Here is a 16,161-nt window from a genome sequence, read left to right as displayed (position 1 = left end):
CATTGCCATGCCGCTCAGCAGATCAAACTGCCTACTGCTCACTAATGCGCAGTTGTGTTGGCGTCGCATCCAGCACTACCTTGCGCGGGTAATTCGCCCAGGTAGTGCCGAGCGCTGGGGTGTTCGGGTTGCCGGTCTTCGCAAAGACGGCAAGGCTTGCGATCATCGCATTCGATAATGCTTCACGTCCTGTTTTGTTCGCATTGCTGTACGCAAAAGAGAAAGTGTTCGCACCAAAGTTGCCAAAGATAAACGGCAGGTCCAGCGCATGTGTTGCGCCGTACACCTTGTTGAACGGTGTTGGCGCCTGGCTCCAGTCGAAGCGGTAATACCAGACCTTGTCCGGTTGCTGCGCGGCCAGTGAAATGAGCGGTACTGTCCCCGCACGATCGAAGAGGCTAGTGACAAGCGCAGCCATTGCATTCCATCCGTGTGGCAGTGCCGTCACCGGCAGGTACGGAGCGCTGATCAAGTCGGCTTCGGTTAGCGTGCCAGCCGCATTTGGATCGAAATTGAACTGCATGCCGAATCGATCAAAGTCATTTGGTTTGTAACCCGAAATACCACTGCCGGAACTTTCACCGAACAGCATGCCGAACAGTGTGCCTTCGTCCTTTGTAATACCGGCGAGCACAGGCACCTTCTGGTACTGCCCTGCCGCGAGCGCGGCAATCGAGTTCACTGGCAGGACATTGCCGTCCTCGATTGCCGAGCGCACGGTGCCCAGTTGCGGATTCGCAATCAGTACCTTGAGAAGCTGCTCGGCCGGAATACCTCGCAGGTACTCGGCAACCTGCGCGCTCGATTGCGAGTCGAGCCAGGCTTGTGCGGACGTGGCATCCATCGCTTTGCCGCCGGAAATGGCGATCGCCGTCAGTAACGTCCGCGAGTAGGTCTGCGCGTCTGTCCGAGAAGCGTTCAAGAGGCCGCCGCTCAACGGTACGGCCTTCTGAAACAGTCCGTTCGACAGGGGTGAAACAAGCAGTGCCCACACATTCACTGCACCAGCGGATTGCCCCATCAGCGTGACGTTGTTTGGGTCGCCACCGAACGCTGCGATGTTGTTTTTAACGAACTTTAGCGCCTGCTGCTGATCGAGCAACGCAAAGTTGCCGGAGTCCGCCGCTGCGTTACCTATCTTGAGTTGCGGCAAATCGAGCCAACCGAGAATTCCCAGGCGGTAATTGATCGTGACAACTATTGCATTGGCTTTCTTCGCAAGCACTTGCCCGTCGTAGACGGGATCCGCGGAATATCCGGAGACATTGCTACCGCCGTGAATAAAAAAAATCACGGGAAGCGGTCCGCTCGCCTCCGCCGGGCTCCATATGTTCAGTGTCAGGCAGTCTTCGTTGCCCACCGGTTTGCCGAAACCATCCCGCACTACGAGACCATAAGGTGCGTCATTCGGCGCGGGGCTGAAGTACAAACCGCTTTGCGCACACGAGTGCCCGAACTTTTGCACGGCGCGTACGCCGGTCCACGGCGTAGGGTCGACGGGCGGCATCCAGCGTAGTGCACCCACCGGTGACTGTGCATATGGAATACCCAGCCAGGCGTAGACACCTGTGCTGGCACTATGATCGAGACCGTTGACGATGCCGGCGCTGGTGGTTCGCTGAGTGGGCGATGGGGCTGCGGTTTGCGAAGCAGACGAGGTTTCCTCGCTGCACCCAACCAGCGATAAGACCAGAGGCAGCGTGAAAACCCCTACCGCCGCCCAAAAAATCGAGGACATGACTTGTTTCCCCTGTTGAGATGAGTTCAGTTCATTGTTTGCGGAGCTAGTGCATATACCGAGAACAACTCTCAAGGCTCGCCTGGAATATCAATGCGTATGCGCGCGCACGCTTTACCTATGGATTTCGGCACGGGTTGTTCCTTTGTAACTTTCGACATATTGACAACGCAGTCTTCTATATAGCTATACCCATCGATCACCACTACTGATGCACTCCATGCATCGTTTTTATTTGAAGCCGCTGTTATATTTCCACCTTCGCCGGAAGGGCTGGTTCTTGTCGCGGTCGATTGTGTCGCGTACGCAGCCGGGACAAAAAGCAAAAGCGCTACTATTATGAGTTTTAACATGCCTGCCACCACCTCCTGACTTTCCACTCAAACCCTCGCCCCCAGGGATGGGTTGTAGTGGAAAAATGAAAAGCGCCTGCAATCTGCCAGTGGGGCTTACAAAAAAAAATAAGAGCAATCCTAAAAGCACTGAGGAGGTCTAGGCTTTTCATACAGAGCCTAGTAGAGCCGGACGCTCATTCATTGCAGTTCAGGCAACCAGACATGCAGTCAGGCGTTACAGTTAAGCTGCGGATGCAGCATTCACTTAGTAGTGTCCTTAATTCACGACCGTCACACTTCAACGCCTCCTTAAAACCACCCCTGGCAATATTGATTTAAATGCTCATACATGCCAGCTCCCACAGGGTTTGATCAGCCCCGAACCCAGAGCGCGGCAAACCTCCCGCACCTACTCCAGCCCCCCATGTCACGCACAGTCAAACCCTCTGGCGCTCAGGCTCAAGACAGCCTACCGCTCGTTAGCAAAACTTGTCCGACTGCTTTTTCTGCACAAGCCCACCTGAAGCGCCTCGAGACAACCATGACCACCGACACCAGAATCGACTTCATCTACCTCTCCGAACAAGACATGATCCGCGCCGGCGTGACCGACATGCCAGCCTGTGTCGACACCATGGAAGAAATGTTCGGGTTGCTGTACCAGGGCGACTACCGCATGGCCGGGCCGAACAACGATTCTCACGGCGCGATGATCACCTTCCCGGAAACCTCGCCGTTCCCGGACATGCCCAAACCCACCGCCGACCGCCGCATGATGGCCATGCCCGCCTACCTGGGCGGTAACTTCCGCACCGCCGGCGCCAAGTGGTACGGCTCCAACATCGCCAACCGCGACAAAGGCCTGCCACGCTCGATCCTGATGTTTACCCTCAACGACCCCGACACCGGCGCGCCACTCGCGCACATGTCGGCCAACCTGCTCTCGGCCTACCGCACCGGCGCCATTCCCGGTGTCGGTGCCCGTCATCTGGCGCGCAAGGACTCGAAAGTCATCGGCCTGCTCGGCCCAGGCGTAATGGGCAAGACCACCGTCGCCGCGTTCATGGCCGTCTGCCCGCTGGTGGATACCCTGAAGATCAAAGGACGCGGCCAGCGCAGCCTCGACAGCTTCATCAGTTGGGTGAAAGAAACCTACCCGCAGATCACTAACATCCGCACCGTCGACACCCTGGAAGAAGTGGTGCGCGATTCCGACCTGATCACCTACTGCAGCACCGGTGAAGTCGGCGACCCGAGCACCTACCCGCTGGTGCGCCGCGAATGGGTCAAGCCCGGCGCGTTCCTGGCGATGCCGGCACCGTGCAGCATCGACGCCGGCATGGAGCAGGACGATATCCGCAAGGTGCTCGACAACACCGGCATGTACAACGCCTGGTTCGAAGAGCTGCCCAAGCCCGCGCACAACTGCGTGCCGCTGGTGGGTGTGCGCTTCATGGACATGATCGCCGAAGGCAGCCTGCAGCCCGAGCAACTGGAAGACATCGGCAAGATCATCGCCGGTGATGCGCCGGGTCGCCTGAACGATGAGGAAATCATCCTGATGTCGGTCGGCGGCATGCCGGTCGAAGACCTGGCCTGGGGCACCGTGGTGTACCGCAAGGCGGTCGAGCTGGGCATCGGCGTGAAACTCAATCTCTGGGACACCCCTGTCCTTAGCTGAACCCACCATTCGAACCCACACGAGGAATTCCCCATGACGAAGATCGTCAAGGTCAAAAGCGGCTCCATTTTCGAAGAAAAAGCCAGCTACTCGCGGCTGGTCGCCGTGGACAACTGGATCTATGTGTCCAACACCGCTGGCCGCAATCCCGACACCAAGCTGATCCCGGAAGACGTGATCGAGCAGGCCGAACAGGTGTTCAACAACATCGAACGCGCTCTGGCCGCCGTCGATGCCAGCCTGGCCGACGTGGTCTGCTCCCGCGTGTTCATCCAGGACCCGGCCGACGTGCCGAAGGTCATGGACTTCATCGGCACCAAGTTCCGCGGCATCGACCCGGCCTGCACCGCAACCTGCCCGCCGCTGGGCTCGACGGTCTACAAGGTGGAGCTGGAAGTCACCGCCTACCGCGGCGCGTCGAAAGCCGAAGTCGTACAGATCAACCTCGGCCAGTAATCCGCTGAACCTTCATTCATAGAGCCCGCCATGTCGCCCACCATCGATCCCGTACAGACCAGCAACACGCTGCCGCCCGCCACCACCGTGGTGATCATCGGCGCTGGCATCATCGGCCTGACCGCCGCCCTGGCCCTTGCCGAGCGCAAGATCCCCGTGGTGGTGATCGAAAAAGGCCGGATCGCCGGCGAGCAGTCGTCGCGCAACCTCGGCTGGGTCCGCAAGACCAGCCGCCATGCCGACGACATTCCCCTGGCCCTGGCCGCGGATCGACTGTGGGCACAGATGCCGGAACGGGTGGGCGCCGACGTCGGCTACCGCCAGGCCGGGATCATGTTCATCGCCCGCAATGAAACCCAGATGAACATGCACCAGAACTGGCTCAAGAGCGTCGAGCACCTGTCGCTGGATACCCGCTTGCTCAGCAACCGGGAAATCAGCGAGCTGGTGCCCGGCGGCCAGGCCAACTGGGCGGGCGGCATCTTCACCCCGTCGGACGCCCGCGCCGAGCCGACCCTGGCTTCCAGCGCAATCGCTAAAGCAGCGATGGCCAAGGGCGCGGTCATCATCGAACACTGCGCGGTGCGCACCTTGCTGACCAGCGCCGGTCGCGTCAGCGGCGTAATGACCGAGCGCGGCGAAATCCGCTGCGAACAGGTGCTACTGGCCGGCGGCCTGTGGTCACGCAAGTTCCTCGGCAACCTCGGCGTCAACCTGCCGACCCTGCCGCTGACCTGCTCGGTACTGCGCACCAAACCCATGGACGGCCCGACCGACATCGCCGTCGGCGCGCCGGACTTCTCCTTCCGCAAACACCAGGATGGCGGCTTCATCATCACCCAGCGCGGCAAGCTGGACGCCTTCCTGACCCTCGACCACCTGCTGCTGGGGCGCCGCTACCTGCCGCAACTGAAAGCGCAACGCGATTTCCTGAAGATTTCCTTCGGCAAATACTTCTTCAACGACCTGACGCTGGCCCGCCGCTGGCAGGCCGACAGCGTCAGCCCGTTCGAAAAGGTCCGCGTCCAGGACCCGCCCGCCAACCACGGCCTCAACGACGATGCGCTGCGCAACCTGCGCGCCGCCTGGCCTGTATTCGAACAGGCGCAGATCGCCGATGCCTGGGCCGGGACCATCGACGTCACGCCCGACTCCAACCCGGTGATCGGCCCGCTGTCGAGCATTCCCGGCCTGACCCTGGCCACCGGTTTTTCCGGCCACGGTTTCGGCACCTCGCCGGCAGCCGGGCAATTGGCAGCGGACCTGATGTCGGGGGAAACCCCGATCATCGATCCCGCTCCGTACCGTTTCGAGCGCCTGGCCTGAGGCACACGGACGCGGCTAAGGGTGTCGGCTAAGGCTCTGGCGTAAGGGGCTGAAACGAATCACTGGTTTGAAACAACTCTTCACGAATACGGGGTACTCTGCGGGGAACGATGTCTAACTGACATCATCGAACAAAGGCGTCAACGCATCGGCCGCCACCCTGGGGCCGACGTTGGCTGTCCTGGCAGCCGCTTTCTGGCTGCCTGTTTTTCCCAAGGAGTCCCCATGCAGTTCCGCCACATGAAAATCGGCAAACGGGCCGCCAGCTTGTTCACCCTGCTCGGCCTTCTGGTCTTGGCACTCGGCCTGATATCGCTCTACGAGACCCGCCAGATGGACCGCGCCTCGGCTGAAATCCGGGTGACCTGGTTGCCCGCGGTGATCTCCCTGGGCGAAATCGGCACCGACGTCAACCGCTCGCGGGCCATCACCATGCGCAGCTTGCTCGAAGAGCAGCCCGAGGTCCGCGAAGCCACCCTGCACCGAGCAGAGGAGGTCAACCGGGGCTTACAGAAGAACCTGGACTTCTACGAGAGCACCATCATCGAACCCGAGGATCGCGCCCTGTTCGTCACGTTCGTCAACGCTCGCGACCGCTATTTCGGCATCCAGGCCAGCGTTGTCGAGGCGGTACGGAACAACCGCCTCGACAACGCCCGGCAACTGGTCAGCGGTCCGCTGAGCGATGCCGCCGACGCCATGCAGAGCACGCTGCGCACACTGGTCAAATACAACGCCGACGGCGCCGAAAAGGCCTCGCAACGCAGTGCCGATGCCTCCCAGGAATCCTTCTTGCTGATCATCGTTGCGCTGGTGCTGATCATGATCGGGCTGGTCGCCATCGCCACCCTGCTCACCCGCAGCATCGTCGTGCCGCTGGCGGAGGCGTTGGCGGTCGCCGATAGAGTCGCCACCGGCGACCTGACCCAGACGATCAAGGTCGAAGGCCAGGACGAACCGGCGCTGCTGCTTGGCGCCCTGGCCCGGATGCAGAGCAACCTGCGCTCGACACTGGCGCGGATCAGCGCCTCGTCCGACCAACTGGCCTCGGCCTCGGAAGAACTGCACTCGGTTACCGAGGACACCAGCCGCGGCCTGCAACAGCAGAGCGCGGAAATCGAACAGGCCGCCACCGCGGTCAACCAGATGACCGCCGCTGTGGAAGAAGTGGCGAACAACGCGGTCAGCACCGCCGATGCCTCCAAAGGTGCCGACCAGACCACCCGCGATGGCCGCGACCGGGTCAATCAGGCGCTGCAGTCCATCCAGGCGCTGGTCGGTGAAGTCACCAGCACCGCAGGCGATATCGAACAACTGGCAGCCAGCGCCAATGAAATCAGCCGGGTGCTCGACGTGATCGGCTCGATCGCCGGGCAAACCAACTTGCTGGCCCTCAACGCCGCTATCGAAGCCGCCCGCGCCGGCGAGGCCGGGCGTGGTTTCGCCGTGGTCGCCGACGAAGTCCGTGCCCTCGCCCACCGCACCCAGCAGTCCACTGGCGAAATCGAACAGATGATTGGCCAGATCCAATCCGGCACCGAGCGTGCGGTCACCGCCATGCACAGCAGCCAGGGCCGCGCCGCCGGCACCCTGGATGTAGCCGAGTCCGCAGGCCAGGCGCTGGAACTGATCGCCGAAGCCATTGCCGCGATCAACCAGCGCAACCTGGTGATCGCCAGCGCGTCGGAACAGCAGGCCCAAGTGGCCCGCGAGGTGGACCGCAACCTGGTCAACATCCGCGACCTGTCGATGCAAACCTCCGCCGGCGCCAACCAGACCAGCGCCGCCGCACAGGACCTGTCGCGCCTGGCGGTGGAGCTGAACGGGATGGTGGCGCAGTTCAAGGTCTGAGGACGCTGAAAATCAGGGCGCCGTGCTGGTAATAGCCGTTTGCAATCAATACCATCGGCGCCTTGTTCGCTCAGACCTGACCGCATGTGGATCACCCCGCAACACCGCAAGACTGCCGCTCGTTTGCTGATGCGCGTGCTCGCCGATCGCCGCCTCACGGCGCCGCTCTCCCGCGAGCCGCTGCACATCGTGGTGCCCCGCTGGGATGCCAAGCTGGGTGACGCCATCGTGTCTTCGTTCTTCTTTCGCGAAGCGAAAAAACTCAACGTCCGGATCACTGTGCTGACGGTGGAGCCCCTGGCCGATCTGCATCAAGCGCATTTCGGCGTCGATCAGGTCCTTGTCATCGATGAGAACCCCGGTGCCCTCGCGCTGTACCGGCTGGCCCGAAAGCTTGGCCGGGTCGATGTGTTGGTGCATCTGGTGGGGCGAATCCAGCCAGCGGAGATGCTGTTCATTCGGCTGCTCAATCCCGCACGGGTGTATTCCCTCGACGATGCGCTGCATTGCGTCAACCGCAAGTTCGGAGCGGCCAGCGCCGGGCTCGACGTGGCGGGCCGTTTCGCGCAGGTGCTGGCCGACCTTGGTCTGGACGCGATCCAGCGCGATTACATCGTGCCCCTGGCGCAAACGGCGCCGCAGAATCCACCGCACCTGCTGGTCAACCCGTATGCCAGCCGCGAGGACAAAAGCCTGTCCGCCGCCAAGGCGTGCCTGCTGCTGCGAGCCCTCGCCGATGCGTGGCCGGGAAAATCGATTGGCATCCTGTGCAGCCCGGCAAGCCGCGAACAGGCGCGGCGGTTGGCAACCGAGACCGTGCGCGACAACGTTCGCTGTCTGGATGACCTGCGCACACCCATCGACGCGGCCAGCTATATCAGCCGGGCGCAGGCGGTGGTCAGTGTGGACACGGCAATCGTGCATATGGCGGTGGGATTGCGCACACCGTTGCTGGCTCTCTATCCCGACAGCGGAGACGAGTTCAATCCCTGGCTACCGCCAGCCTCGCCGCGCACACGGATCATTTTCAGCCGGCAGTGCCCGGAGCACTACCGCCGTACAGGGAAGAAAGATATGAACGTATTCGCGGTCGAAGAGGTTATCGAGGGGCTCGCCGACCTGCTGCCCGCATCAGCGCCGCGGCCGGCATTGGCACTGGATGCCCGGATCATTGCCGGGCTCGGCGTGGCTCGCGGCACCCTCGCCCGCCAGCTTCCGTTGATCAGCCGCGAATTTCCCGAGGTCCACGCCTGCCATCCCGGCACGCTCAACCTGCAACTGGAGTATCCGCTGCATCTGCTGCGCCCGGATCACCGCACCGCGCCGCTGGCATGGACGCCCAGCGGACGCAGCACCGAAGTGTTCGACCTGCTGCGCATCGAGCTGGAATTCGCCCGGATGCCGGCGCGCATCCCGGCGTGGCTGTATATCGCCCACGGCTCGGTACACCGGCAAACACCTTCGGTGCATGAAGTGATCGCCGGGCGCCTCGACCTGAACGGCGCCGGCAGTTGCCGGATTCATATTCCCGCCGACGCGGTGCGCTACGGCTGATCCGCCGTCAGCCGAGCCGTTTCCGCCAGCCAGTATTCCCGGTCGGGCTCGATATGCAGGAACAGCCGCGCCAACAGGCTCCGGCCATCAAGAAACTGCTCCACCGACTCCGTGCGCGTGCTGGTGCGCTTGAAGTAGGTGTTGTAAAGCTTGAGCAGGCTGATATCGGCCAGCAGAAAGTCGGCGACGGTAACGTCCTCGCGACGCATCACCTCACAACCGTCGAAGTTGTAGCGCGGGTGATAGCCGGGATCGATCAGGTGCGACAAAACCGGCACTACCTCACCCGCCCGCCGCGCGACGATGTCCTTGATGCCGCCTGGGTTGCCCCAGGCGTGGGTTCCGCCCTCCAGTGCCGCAGCCAGCGCTTCCTCCAGCAACGGATTGCCCGCGCGTGAAGCGAACAGGCATTCGCTGTGCCAGTGCAGCTTGTCGCTGACGCCGTCGGGGAACAGATCCGCCGTCGGGTCCCGCAGCAACAGGGTGTCGGCATCGAGCCAGACGCCGCCATGACGGTGCACATAAGCCATGCGGATCAGATCGCTCTTGGCGACGATCGCCTCGATCCCGGCGTCGAGGGTGAAGGCCAGCGGATGAAAACCCCAGGCCTTGTCCACCACCCGCGGATCGATCTGCGCCTCAAGATCATGCGGTGTCAGCAGCGTGAAGCGCTCACCCAGCGCACGCTGAAACGACACCAGCGCCAGCGCGATCCACGGCGGCATCGTCTGGCCGGCGGCGGTCTCCCAGTAGCTGACGTACTGCACTGGCGCATCGTCGCCACGGCTCACCTGCGTACCGTCCTGCCATCGGCCCGCAACAGGCCGGCTTCGACCAGATGCCGGCGAACCCGGGCCAGTGACGGTACGCAACCGTCCTGACGCAGAAACTCGTTGCCCAGCGCCGACCGGTACAAGCGCAGCCAGTTGTCCGCTGGCACCCGTGGCAGAAACGCCTCCAGCGCGTCGCGGTTGTCCGCGCCGAACACCAGGCGCAAGGTGCGCAGGATCGGCTGGTACTGCGGGTCGGACAACAGCCGCGCGAGGTTCTCGCCAAGCCCGCGGCCGATCTGCGTCATGTTCAGGCGCTCTTCGATGGTCGCGTCGCTGAGCGCAACACGCGGATCGACGGCCACCGGATAGATCGCCTGGAACGACTTGGCGCCGGCGTGCATGGAGTGATGGAACACCTTGTCTGCGGTCGACCCGGTGACCAGCACGTCGTCGCCGAAGATCACATGTACCCCGCTCCAGCGATAGAAGTTCTCGGCGGGAATCACATGGTCCTGGACCAGATTGACCCGCTCACGCTCCTCAGTGCTCAGGCTCGCGTAGTTCTCGCAGGGCGGCGCAATGCGCGGCAGCTTGACGTTGATGATGGTCGGCAGGCCCTTGTGCGCCAGTGTGACGTTGATCTCCTCGACCACGATGTCGTAAAGCACGTTCGCCGTGGACGGCACGTTGCGCCAACCGGTGGTCATCATCACCACGTTGTCGCCGTGGACCCGGGCGTCGCTGAACAGTCGGGCCCAGTGCGACAACGGGTCCTCCAGTTGGGCCTCGAGGTAGTCGATCACCTGCCAGGCAAGGTGGCGGATATCACCGATGCTGCCGTACTTGGCGCGGCTGTAGATCGCCGCCAGGTCGGCGGCATCGCTGGCGTCGGCCATGTCGCGGAACACACCCGGCCCTGCCGGGGTAAGGCAGGTCAGCGCATGGCCGGCAAAGATCGACACGTACTGCGCCATGCTGATCAGACCACGGCTCAGCAGTTCTGCGGCAAAGGCACGGAAACCGCCCGACACGTCTTCGGGCCGGGCCAGTGCCAGCGCCTGATGGAACGCCGCCAGTTGTTCGGCTACGGGGGCGCTGTGCAGTTGGCTCCAGTCGGACGGCAAGCTGCAAGGGTTCAGGGTCATGGTGAAACGTATCCATTGATCAGGTGTTCAGCGCTGGCCGTGGTGGCCAGCAGGTCCAGGGGCACATCGACGCGGCGACGGGCTTCGTAGTAACTGATGCGGCGCAGCCCGAGTGGCTGCAACTGCTCAAGCATTTCGCCAATGCCCGCGCCGGCATCACGCGGATCGTGGGCGTCCGAGCCCACGGTGAACGCCGCGCCCCGCTCGACCAGCAGCGGCAGCAGTCCGCGACTCGGATACGACCATTGGCCGTGCACTTCACGCCCGGTGCCTGGCTCCAGGCTCGACTTGCGGATCCCCGAGGCATTCAGCTCAAAGGCCACCCCGCCGTCCGCGAACAACGGCAGCAACGGCTCGAAACGGCGCAGCACGATGTCTTCCGGGACTCCGCGCAACAACGTGTCGGCATGCCCGACCGCGTCGAACAGGCCACACTGCAACAGCCCTTCAAGATCGGCGAAATAGCGATCGAGAAACGCCTGTGCGGCCAGCCGCGGCAACTCCCAGACTTTCACCATGGGCTCGCCGGGCACCTCGACGTAATGCACCGAGCCGATGGCGAAATCCAGCTCATGGCGAGCGATCAACTCACGGTTCCAGGCATCGGCGCCGGGCATGTAGTCGAACTCAAGTCCGCGCAGGATCCTGATCTGGCCCTGGTAACGCTGGCGTGCCTGCTCGATATCGGCGAAATAGCGCTCGAGTTCGGCGTCCAGCAGGCGGTTGTGGGTGTCCACCGGAAACGGTGCGTGGTCGGTGATGGTCAGCACCTTCACCCCGGCGGCAATCGAGGCACGCACCAGCTCGTCCACCGTGCCCACGGCGTGCTTGGAGTAGAAGGTGTGGCTATGGGAGTCGATCATGCCGGCACCAGTTGTTCGAGCAAACCGTCGTGGTTGGCCATTTCCTTGACCAGCCAGTACGGGTTGTTGGCCTTGGCCAGGATCGAGCGCAGCAGGTCCGGTTTGTCCACCCGCGCCAGCAGATCGGCCAGCGGCTGGCTGTAGAGCGCCCGCACCAGCGGCGTCTCGCGCACATGGGACGCCAGGTGTTCCCAGCGGATCCGGTCGAAGTGGATATTACCCAGGCGCTGGTGCTCGATGCCGTACAGGTAGACATCGCCATTGGGCTTGATGGTCAGGTCCATGCCGTTGGCCGCGGGTGGCGGGTTCAGGCTGCCGAGGGTGAAGCGCTTGTTGACCTTGGCCTCGATGGCGCCGATGTAGCCGTGCAGATCCAGGTAGCCGGCGGGCGTGTCGGCTGCGGGATGCACCAGGTTCTTGTAGTCGATGCCGAAACGCGCGTCGCCGACCACCAGCACATCTTCAAGGGCGCTGCGTGGCTCGATGGCCGCCTCCAACCCCCAGCGCTGCAGTTCTTCCAGCAGGTAGCCACGGGTGAATTCACGGTCGGTGTCGATGGAACGGAACGAGAAACTCAGTCCGTCCAGACCCTGCCGGCGCTGGTAATCCAGGCTGAAACCGTGGGCTCGCCATTTGACCTTTTCAATATGGTGGCTGTCGGCACTCAGGCGGATGTTGCAGTGGTCGCCCCGTGCGGTGACGAGCTGCTGGGTGGTGTCGTAGAACGCCGCCATCTTGTCGTGGGGGAAGAAACCGCTGGTGATGAACTCGAACTGCTTGCCGCCGTCGGACAGCCCGAGGATCTCGTGGAACACCTTGGCGTTGTTGAGCGGCTCGCCTTCACCACTGATGGAAATGCGCTTGACCTCCGTGGCATTGATCAGCGCGGCGAGGTTTTCCCGGGCGAGGCTGGACAGTTCCATGCTCATCCCGGACTTGTGCTTGTCCGCGTACATGCAGAACGCGCAACCGATGCCGCAGATCTGGGTGATGTCGATGTACAACAGGTGACCGTGCAAATCCATGTCGATGGGCTCTTTCCTGCCCGCGCAACGGCGCGGGCATCTTTCTGCAAAGGCCCCGCAGGCACCATGCCTCGCGGGACCACCTTGTGTTCAGTAGCGTTGCTGCACTTCCAGTTGCGGGATCTGCACCGAATCGGGGTGGACGATCGGCCGCAGTACCCGCTCCTCGCGCACGGCGGCGCGGTCGGGGTAATCCGCGTAGCGGTCGCGGCTGATGGCGAATACGTTCTGGTCGAACTCCGCCGCGCCAAGCACCGCATCATCGGCATCGGTCTTGTTCGGTGCGATCAGCACGCGCGTGCCGGGAAACACCGTCTGCAACGCTTTTTCGTCCTTGCCGGTGAGTCGGGTGATGCTGGCGTCGAACACCAGGGTGACCTCGTAGCTGGCACACAGCTCCGGCACCAGCGCGCCCAGCGCGGCCAGGCCGATGAAACGTTGCTTGCCGTCCTTGTCATCGACGTAGCAGAGGTTGTTGCTGTCCAGCACCAGCCCGCGGATTTGCTTGTCCAGCAGGCGGGTGATGTCGCGCAGGCGGCGATTGAGCTTTTCTTCATCGCGCTGCAAGCGGCGCTGGGTCATCTGCGCCTCCCTGAGGACCGGCCCCGGACGGCCTTTGCCGCCGCCAAAGCGTTGTTCGCACTGGCTGTGAATAATTGCCCTGTCCTTGGCGCTTTGTGCATTGTCCAGCTCGTAGATAAAGCACTCGGCGTCGATGATGTCCTGCTCCAGTCCGCGCAATTGCTGGGTGATATGGCTCCAGTGCCGGAACACCTCCCCGGCCTTGGCCTCCCAGTGCTCGCTTTCGCGGTACGTCCGCTCGGTGGTTTCGCGCAGGCGTTGCAACTCATCGTTGAGCTGCCCACTCACGGCCTGCGCCTGCAGCGGATCGAAATCCCGGTAGCGCTGCAGTTGGGCGCTCAAGCCTTGCGCCTGACGTTCGTTCTCGCTGAGCTCGGACGCCACGGCGGCCTGGGTGCGCTGGAACTGCTTGAGGCGCCCTTCAAGGGTGGTCACCTGGCGTTTGGCAACGCTGCGCTCCGTCGAAATCCAGTGCGCCGGCGACCAACCGGCCGCGGCTTTTTCGCGGGCCTGCTGTAGCTCGGACTTGCTGGTGCGGACGCTCTTTTCCAGCAGTTCCAATTGTTCGCGGGCGCTGCCGGTGTCGCGATTGAGCTGCGCCAGCCGCGAATGGCTGGCGGCATTGTCGAAGCCCTCGAACCAACGCAGGTCGGTTTGCAGGTGATCAATGCTTGAGGTGATCCGCTCGGCTTCGCTTTTCAGCGCGACGAGTCTGCTGGCGTGATTGTTCCTGTACACGGCTGTATTTCCTTTTCCTGGAGGCGTCAGGCGGTTTTCGCGGAGCGCTTGCCGGCGGCATAGGTGGCTTTTGCCGCGAGCTTGAGCGCCACCACGGTTGCCGCGCCGGCGGCGAAACAGATGGCGTTGACCAGCAGAAATTCGAGTGGGGAAATCGTGTGGTTCATGGATATCTCCTGAAAATGGACCCGCAGTGGCTGTCTCAGCCGTTCAACCGCGTCCCGCACTTGCCGCAGAAATTGCTGCCCGGGGTGATCACCGCGTGGCAACCGGGACAGGTGGACTTGAGCAACATCTTCTGGCGCATATGGCCGATCTGGATGACGCACGGCACGGTCACGCGATAAGCCGGGCTGGCCAGGTCGAAGGCGGTCCAGATACCGGTGATGGCCCAGCCCAGCGGGCCGGCGAGTACCGCCAGGCCACGGCCGAGGGTGGCGGAGCCGGCCAGTGCGACGCCGCGTCCGACCAGGCTGCTCATGGTTGCGCTGGCGACGATGGCCGCCAGGTTGTAGGACGCCAGCCCCGACGCACCCAGCGAAGCCAGCCAGGCCGCCAGCGCCGCCGGGCCCATGCCCGGTTTATAGGCGGCGCCAAGGGACTCGAACAGGGTCGAGCGGTCTGCATCGCTCATGCGCCCCAGCGACTGGGTGAAGACCTTGGCGATGATCGCCATTTCCATCTCGGCGCAGGACGTGCTCGCCGTGGTGGCGGCACTCACATGGCTGGCGACATCGCTCAACAGCTCGCGGTAGGCCACCCCGCTGCCGCCACGGAACAGGTTCATCAGCGAGTTGCCGCCATAGCGGGTCAGCTCCTCGGCGAGCATGGCGCGGCTGGCGTCATTGGCGCCGTTGCTCTTGGCCTCGGTCAATTGCCGGCAGACCGACGCCGACAGCGAGATACGGCCATTGCCGTTGTCCGTGATCACGTCGATAAGCAAACCGAGGTCATCGGTACTGGCGCTCATCAGCACATCGGCAAGATCGGGGTCGTGGATGATCGGCATCTTTCGATTCCTCTGGGAAAAAGTGGGGTCCGGGGTTTTCAGGACGGGTCGTTGGGCGTGGAACGAGCGACAAAGGCACCGGCCATCGCAGTCAACAGCGGACGCAGGTAAACCGAGCTGGCATGACGCAGCATCAAGGCATCGAGCTTGAGGCAGGCGCGGCGGCGCCATTCATCGCGGGCCTTGGCGCGGACCACCTCCGACGATGCGCTGGCACCTCTGGGCAGCACGTCCGGATGGACCTTGCATTCGCGCAGGACCAACTCGACCACATTGATGTCGGACGGCTTGTCTTCCCGGCGCAGCTTTTCCGCGGCGGTCATATAGTCGCGACTGTCGGCGAACGCCGTCGCCAGGTCCGACCAGTCCTGCGGGCGCATCAGCAAAAACGCAGGCGGGACGCCGAGTGCATCGGCGAGTCGGCTGATGGTGGCGAGGTCCGGGTTGGCATCGACGCCGGGGACCTTAAGGGCGCGCAAGGTGCTGCGGGCAATCCCGGTTTCGCGCTGCATCCGCGCCGCGGGAAACGGCCCCGGCTTGTCGCCCTCGCGCGGCGCGCCAGCGACTGCCAGCACTGCCGAGAGGTTCGCGCTGAAGCATTGGCCCAGCGTTGAGGGGGTATCGGGTTGAAGAGAATGAAATTGCATTGCCATCATCCTGCGAGTGAGTGATGGCACTTTAACCACGGTTTTTGGGGTTTCAAAGGATGAATGGAGTGCTAGCGCTCCAGATAATGGAGAATTTTAAAAATGGTGGAGCGCAAACACTCCATTACTACGTAAGCCCCATGGGCGCGGGCTTGAATTGTGCAAAGGCCACGAGTCGCCTGTCAGAGGATCCGGTGATGGCCACCAGGTGCTAGTCGACAGGCCTTTAGCGTCCTTGAGAACGAGCGCCGCCCGCGCGGCGCATCGCCGGCAAGCCGGCTCCCACATTGGTTGCAACGCGCCATGGCCTGTGGGATTGGCGTTGCCCGCCTTGGCGCATGGCTGGAGAGTACGGGGCGGCTAAAGCGTCAGACTTGAAATTGAGCCGAACCACCAAGGCAGTCAACCAGGGCCTGACAGGCATAGGCGCGTTGCAAC

Annotated in this window: 15 protein-coding genes; 5 read left to right on the top strand and 10 right to left on the bottom strand. The window is 62.9% G+C overall.

Features of this window, described 5'->3' with window-relative positions:
• Positions 1-31: 31 nt before the first annotated feature.
• A complete protein-coding gene (locus DM374_RS15340; protein ID WP_110970623.1) occupies positions 32-1,738 on the bottom strand; it encodes a carboxylesterase/lipase family protein in 1,707 nt (568 codons plus the stop codon).
• 71 nt (positions 1,739-1,809) lie between these two features.
• Positions 1,810-2,091 carry a hypothetical protein gene (locus DM374_RS33155; protein WP_157969700.1) on the bottom strand — a complete coding sequence of 94 codons (282 nt, stop codon included), beginning with the start codon at positions 2,089-2,091 and terminating at the stop codon, positions 1,810-1,812.
• Positions 2,092-2,614: 523 nt separating this feature from the next.
• On the opposite strand from DM374_RS33155, the gene DM374_RS15335 reads away from it, so the two are divergent.
• The 5 genes from DM374_RS15335 (at position 2,615) to DM374_RS15315 (ending at position 8,941) form a co-directional block, all read left to right on the top strand.
• Positions 2,615-3,754: a tyramine oxidase subunit B gene (locus DM374_RS15335; RefSeq protein ID WP_110970622.1), complete on the top strand. Its 1,140-nt coding sequence runs from the start codon at positions 2,615-2,617 to the stop codon at positions 3,752-3,754.
• A gap of 33 nt (positions 3,755-3,787) precedes the next feature.
• Complete coding sequence (locus tag DM374_RS15330) at positions 3,788-4,210, top strand: RidA family protein (protein ID WP_110970621.1); 423 nt, start codon at positions 3,788-3,790, stop codon at positions 4,208-4,210.
• 30 nt (positions 4,211-4,240) lie between these two features.
• The gene (locus DM374_RS15325; protein WP_110970620.1) at positions 4,241-5,536 is read left to right on the top strand and encodes an NAD(P)/FAD-dependent oxidoreductase; all 1,296 of its coding nucleotides are present in this window, start codon (positions 4,241-4,243) and stop codon (positions 5,534-5,536) included.
• A gap of 225 nt (positions 5,537-5,761) precedes the next feature.
• Entirely contained in the window at positions 5,762-7,387 is a 1,626-nt protein-coding gene (locus tag DM374_RS15320) for a methyl-accepting chemotaxis protein (RefSeq protein ID WP_110970619.1), read from the top strand.
• 84 nt (positions 7,388-7,471) lie between these two features.
• Positions 7,472-8,941 carry a glycosyltransferase family 9 protein gene (locus tag DM374_RS15315; RefSeq protein ID WP_110970618.1) on the top strand — a complete coding sequence of 490 codons (1,470 nt, stop codon included), beginning with the start codon at positions 7,472-7,474 and terminating at the stop codon, positions 8,939-8,941.
• Here the strand turns inward: DM374_RS15315 and DM374_RS15310 are convergent.
• From DM374_RS15310 to DM374_RS15280, 8 genes are all read right to left on the bottom strand, one after another.
• Positions 8,932-9,732 (bottom strand): glycosyltransferase, encoded by an 801-nt coding sequence (locus tag DM374_RS15310; protein ID WP_225422510.1) that lies wholly within the window; start codon positions 9,730-9,732, stop codon positions 8,932-8,934. The two genes, DM374_RS15315 and DM374_RS15310, sit on opposite strands and share 10 nt — an antisense overlap.
• A complete protein-coding gene (locus tag DM374_RS15305; RefSeq protein WP_110970617.1) occupies positions 9,729-10,859 on the bottom strand; it encodes a hypothetical protein in 1,131 nt (376 codons plus the stop codon). Before DM374_RS15305 ends, DM374_RS15310 begins: the two co-directional genes overlap by 4 nt.
• Positions 10,856-11,722 (bottom strand): histidinol-phosphatase, encoded by an 867-nt coding sequence (locus tag DM374_RS15300; RefSeq protein WP_110970616.1) that lies wholly within the window; start codon positions 11,720-11,722, stop codon positions 10,856-10,858. Before DM374_RS15300 ends, DM374_RS15305 begins: the two co-directional genes overlap by 4 nt.
• On the bottom strand, positions 11,719-12,747 hold the full coding sequence (locus DM374_RS15295) for a radical SAM protein (protein WP_110970615.1): 1,029 nt from the start codon (positions 12,745-12,747) through the stop codon (positions 11,719-11,721). The genes DM374_RS15300 and DM374_RS15295 overlap by 4 nt, the downstream gene beginning before the upstream one ends.
• Before the next feature lie 90 nt (positions 12,748-12,837).
• Positions 12,838-14,067, bottom strand: a complete 1,230-nt coding sequence (locus tag DM374_RS15290) for a coiled-coil domain-containing protein (RefSeq protein WP_110970614.1) — start codon at positions 14,065-14,067, stop codon at positions 12,838-12,840.
• Positions 14,068-14,093: 26 nt separating this feature from the next.
• Complete coding sequence (locus DM374_RS33475) at positions 14,094-14,234, bottom strand: hypothetical protein (protein WP_175650384.1); 141 nt, start codon at positions 14,232-14,234, stop codon at positions 14,094-14,096.
• A gap of 35 nt (positions 14,235-14,269) precedes the next feature.
• Positions 14,270-15,076 (bottom strand): ubiquinol-cytochrome C chaperone family protein, encoded by an 807-nt coding sequence (locus DM374_RS15285; protein ID WP_110970613.1) that lies wholly within the window; start codon positions 15,074-15,076, stop codon positions 14,270-14,272.
• 38 nt (positions 15,077-15,114) lie between these two features.
• Entirely contained in the window at positions 15,115-15,723 is a 609-nt protein-coding gene (locus DM374_RS15280; protein WP_225422509.1) for a helix-turn-helix domain-containing protein, read from the bottom strand.
• Positions 15,724-16,161 lie beyond the last annotated feature (438 nt).

The sequence above is a fragment of the Pseudomonas huaxiensis genome (assembly GCF_003231275.1).
Classification (GTDB): domain Bacteria; phylum Pseudomonadota; class Gammaproteobacteria; order Pseudomonadales; family Pseudomonadaceae; genus Aquipseudomonas; species Aquipseudomonas huaxiensis.
Note: the sequence above shows the minus strand (reverse complement) of the source record. Positions and strands in the feature narration are given on the sequence as shown.

Excerpts from the sequence above, each read along its gene's own strand:
- DM374_RS15330 (WP_110970621.1), top strand. The coding sequence starts at position 3,788 with ATGACGAAGATCGTCAAGGTCAAAAGCGGCTCCATTTTCGAAGAAAAA.
- DM374_RS15325 (WP_110970620.1), top strand. The coding sequence starts at position 4,241 with ATGTCGCCCACCATCGATCCCGTACAGACCAGCAACACGCTGCCGCCC.
- DM374_RS15320 (WP_110970619.1), top strand. The coding sequence starts at position 5,762 with ATGCAGTTCCGCCACATGAAAATCGGCAAACGGGCCGCCAGCTTGTTC.
- DM374_RS15280 (WP_225422509.1), bottom strand. The coding sequence starts at position 15,723 with ATGCAATTTCATTCTCTTCAACCCGATACCCCCTCAACGCTGGGCCAA.
- DM374_RS15285 (WP_110970613.1), bottom strand. The coding sequence starts at position 15,076 with ATGCCGATCATCCACGACCCCGATCTTGCCGATGTGCTGATGAGCGCC.
- DM374_RS15340 (WP_110970623.1), bottom strand. The coding sequence starts at position 1,738 with ATGTCCTCGATTTTTTGGGCGGCGGTAGGGGTTTTCACGCTGCCTCTG.
- DM374_RS15295 (WP_110970615.1), bottom strand. The coding sequence starts at position 12,747 with ATGGATTTGCACGGTCACCTGTTGTACATCGACATCACCCAGATCTGC.
- DM374_RS33475 (WP_175650384.1), bottom strand. The coding sequence starts at position 14,234 with ATGAACCACACGATTTCCCCACTCGAATTTCTGCTGGTCAACGCCATC.
- DM374_RS15300 (WP_110970616.1), bottom strand. The coding sequence starts at position 11,722 with ATGATCGACTCCCATAGCCACACCTTCTACTCCAAGCACGCCGTGGGC.
- DM374_RS15315 (WP_110970618.1), top strand. The coding sequence starts at position 7,472 with ATGTGGATCACCCCGCAACACCGCAAGACTGCCGCTCGTTTGCTGATG.
- DM374_RS15335 (WP_110970622.1), top strand. The coding sequence starts at position 2,615 with ATGACCACCGACACCAGAATCGACTTCATCTACCTCTCCGAACAAGAC.
- DM374_RS15305 (WP_110970617.1), bottom strand. The coding sequence starts at position 10,859 with ATGACCCTGAACCCTTGCAGCTTGCCGTCCGACTGGAGCCAACTGCAC.
- DM374_RS33155 (WP_157969700.1), bottom strand. The coding sequence starts at position 2,091 with ATGTTAAAACTCATAATAGTAGCGCTTTTGCTTTTTGTCCCGGCTGCG.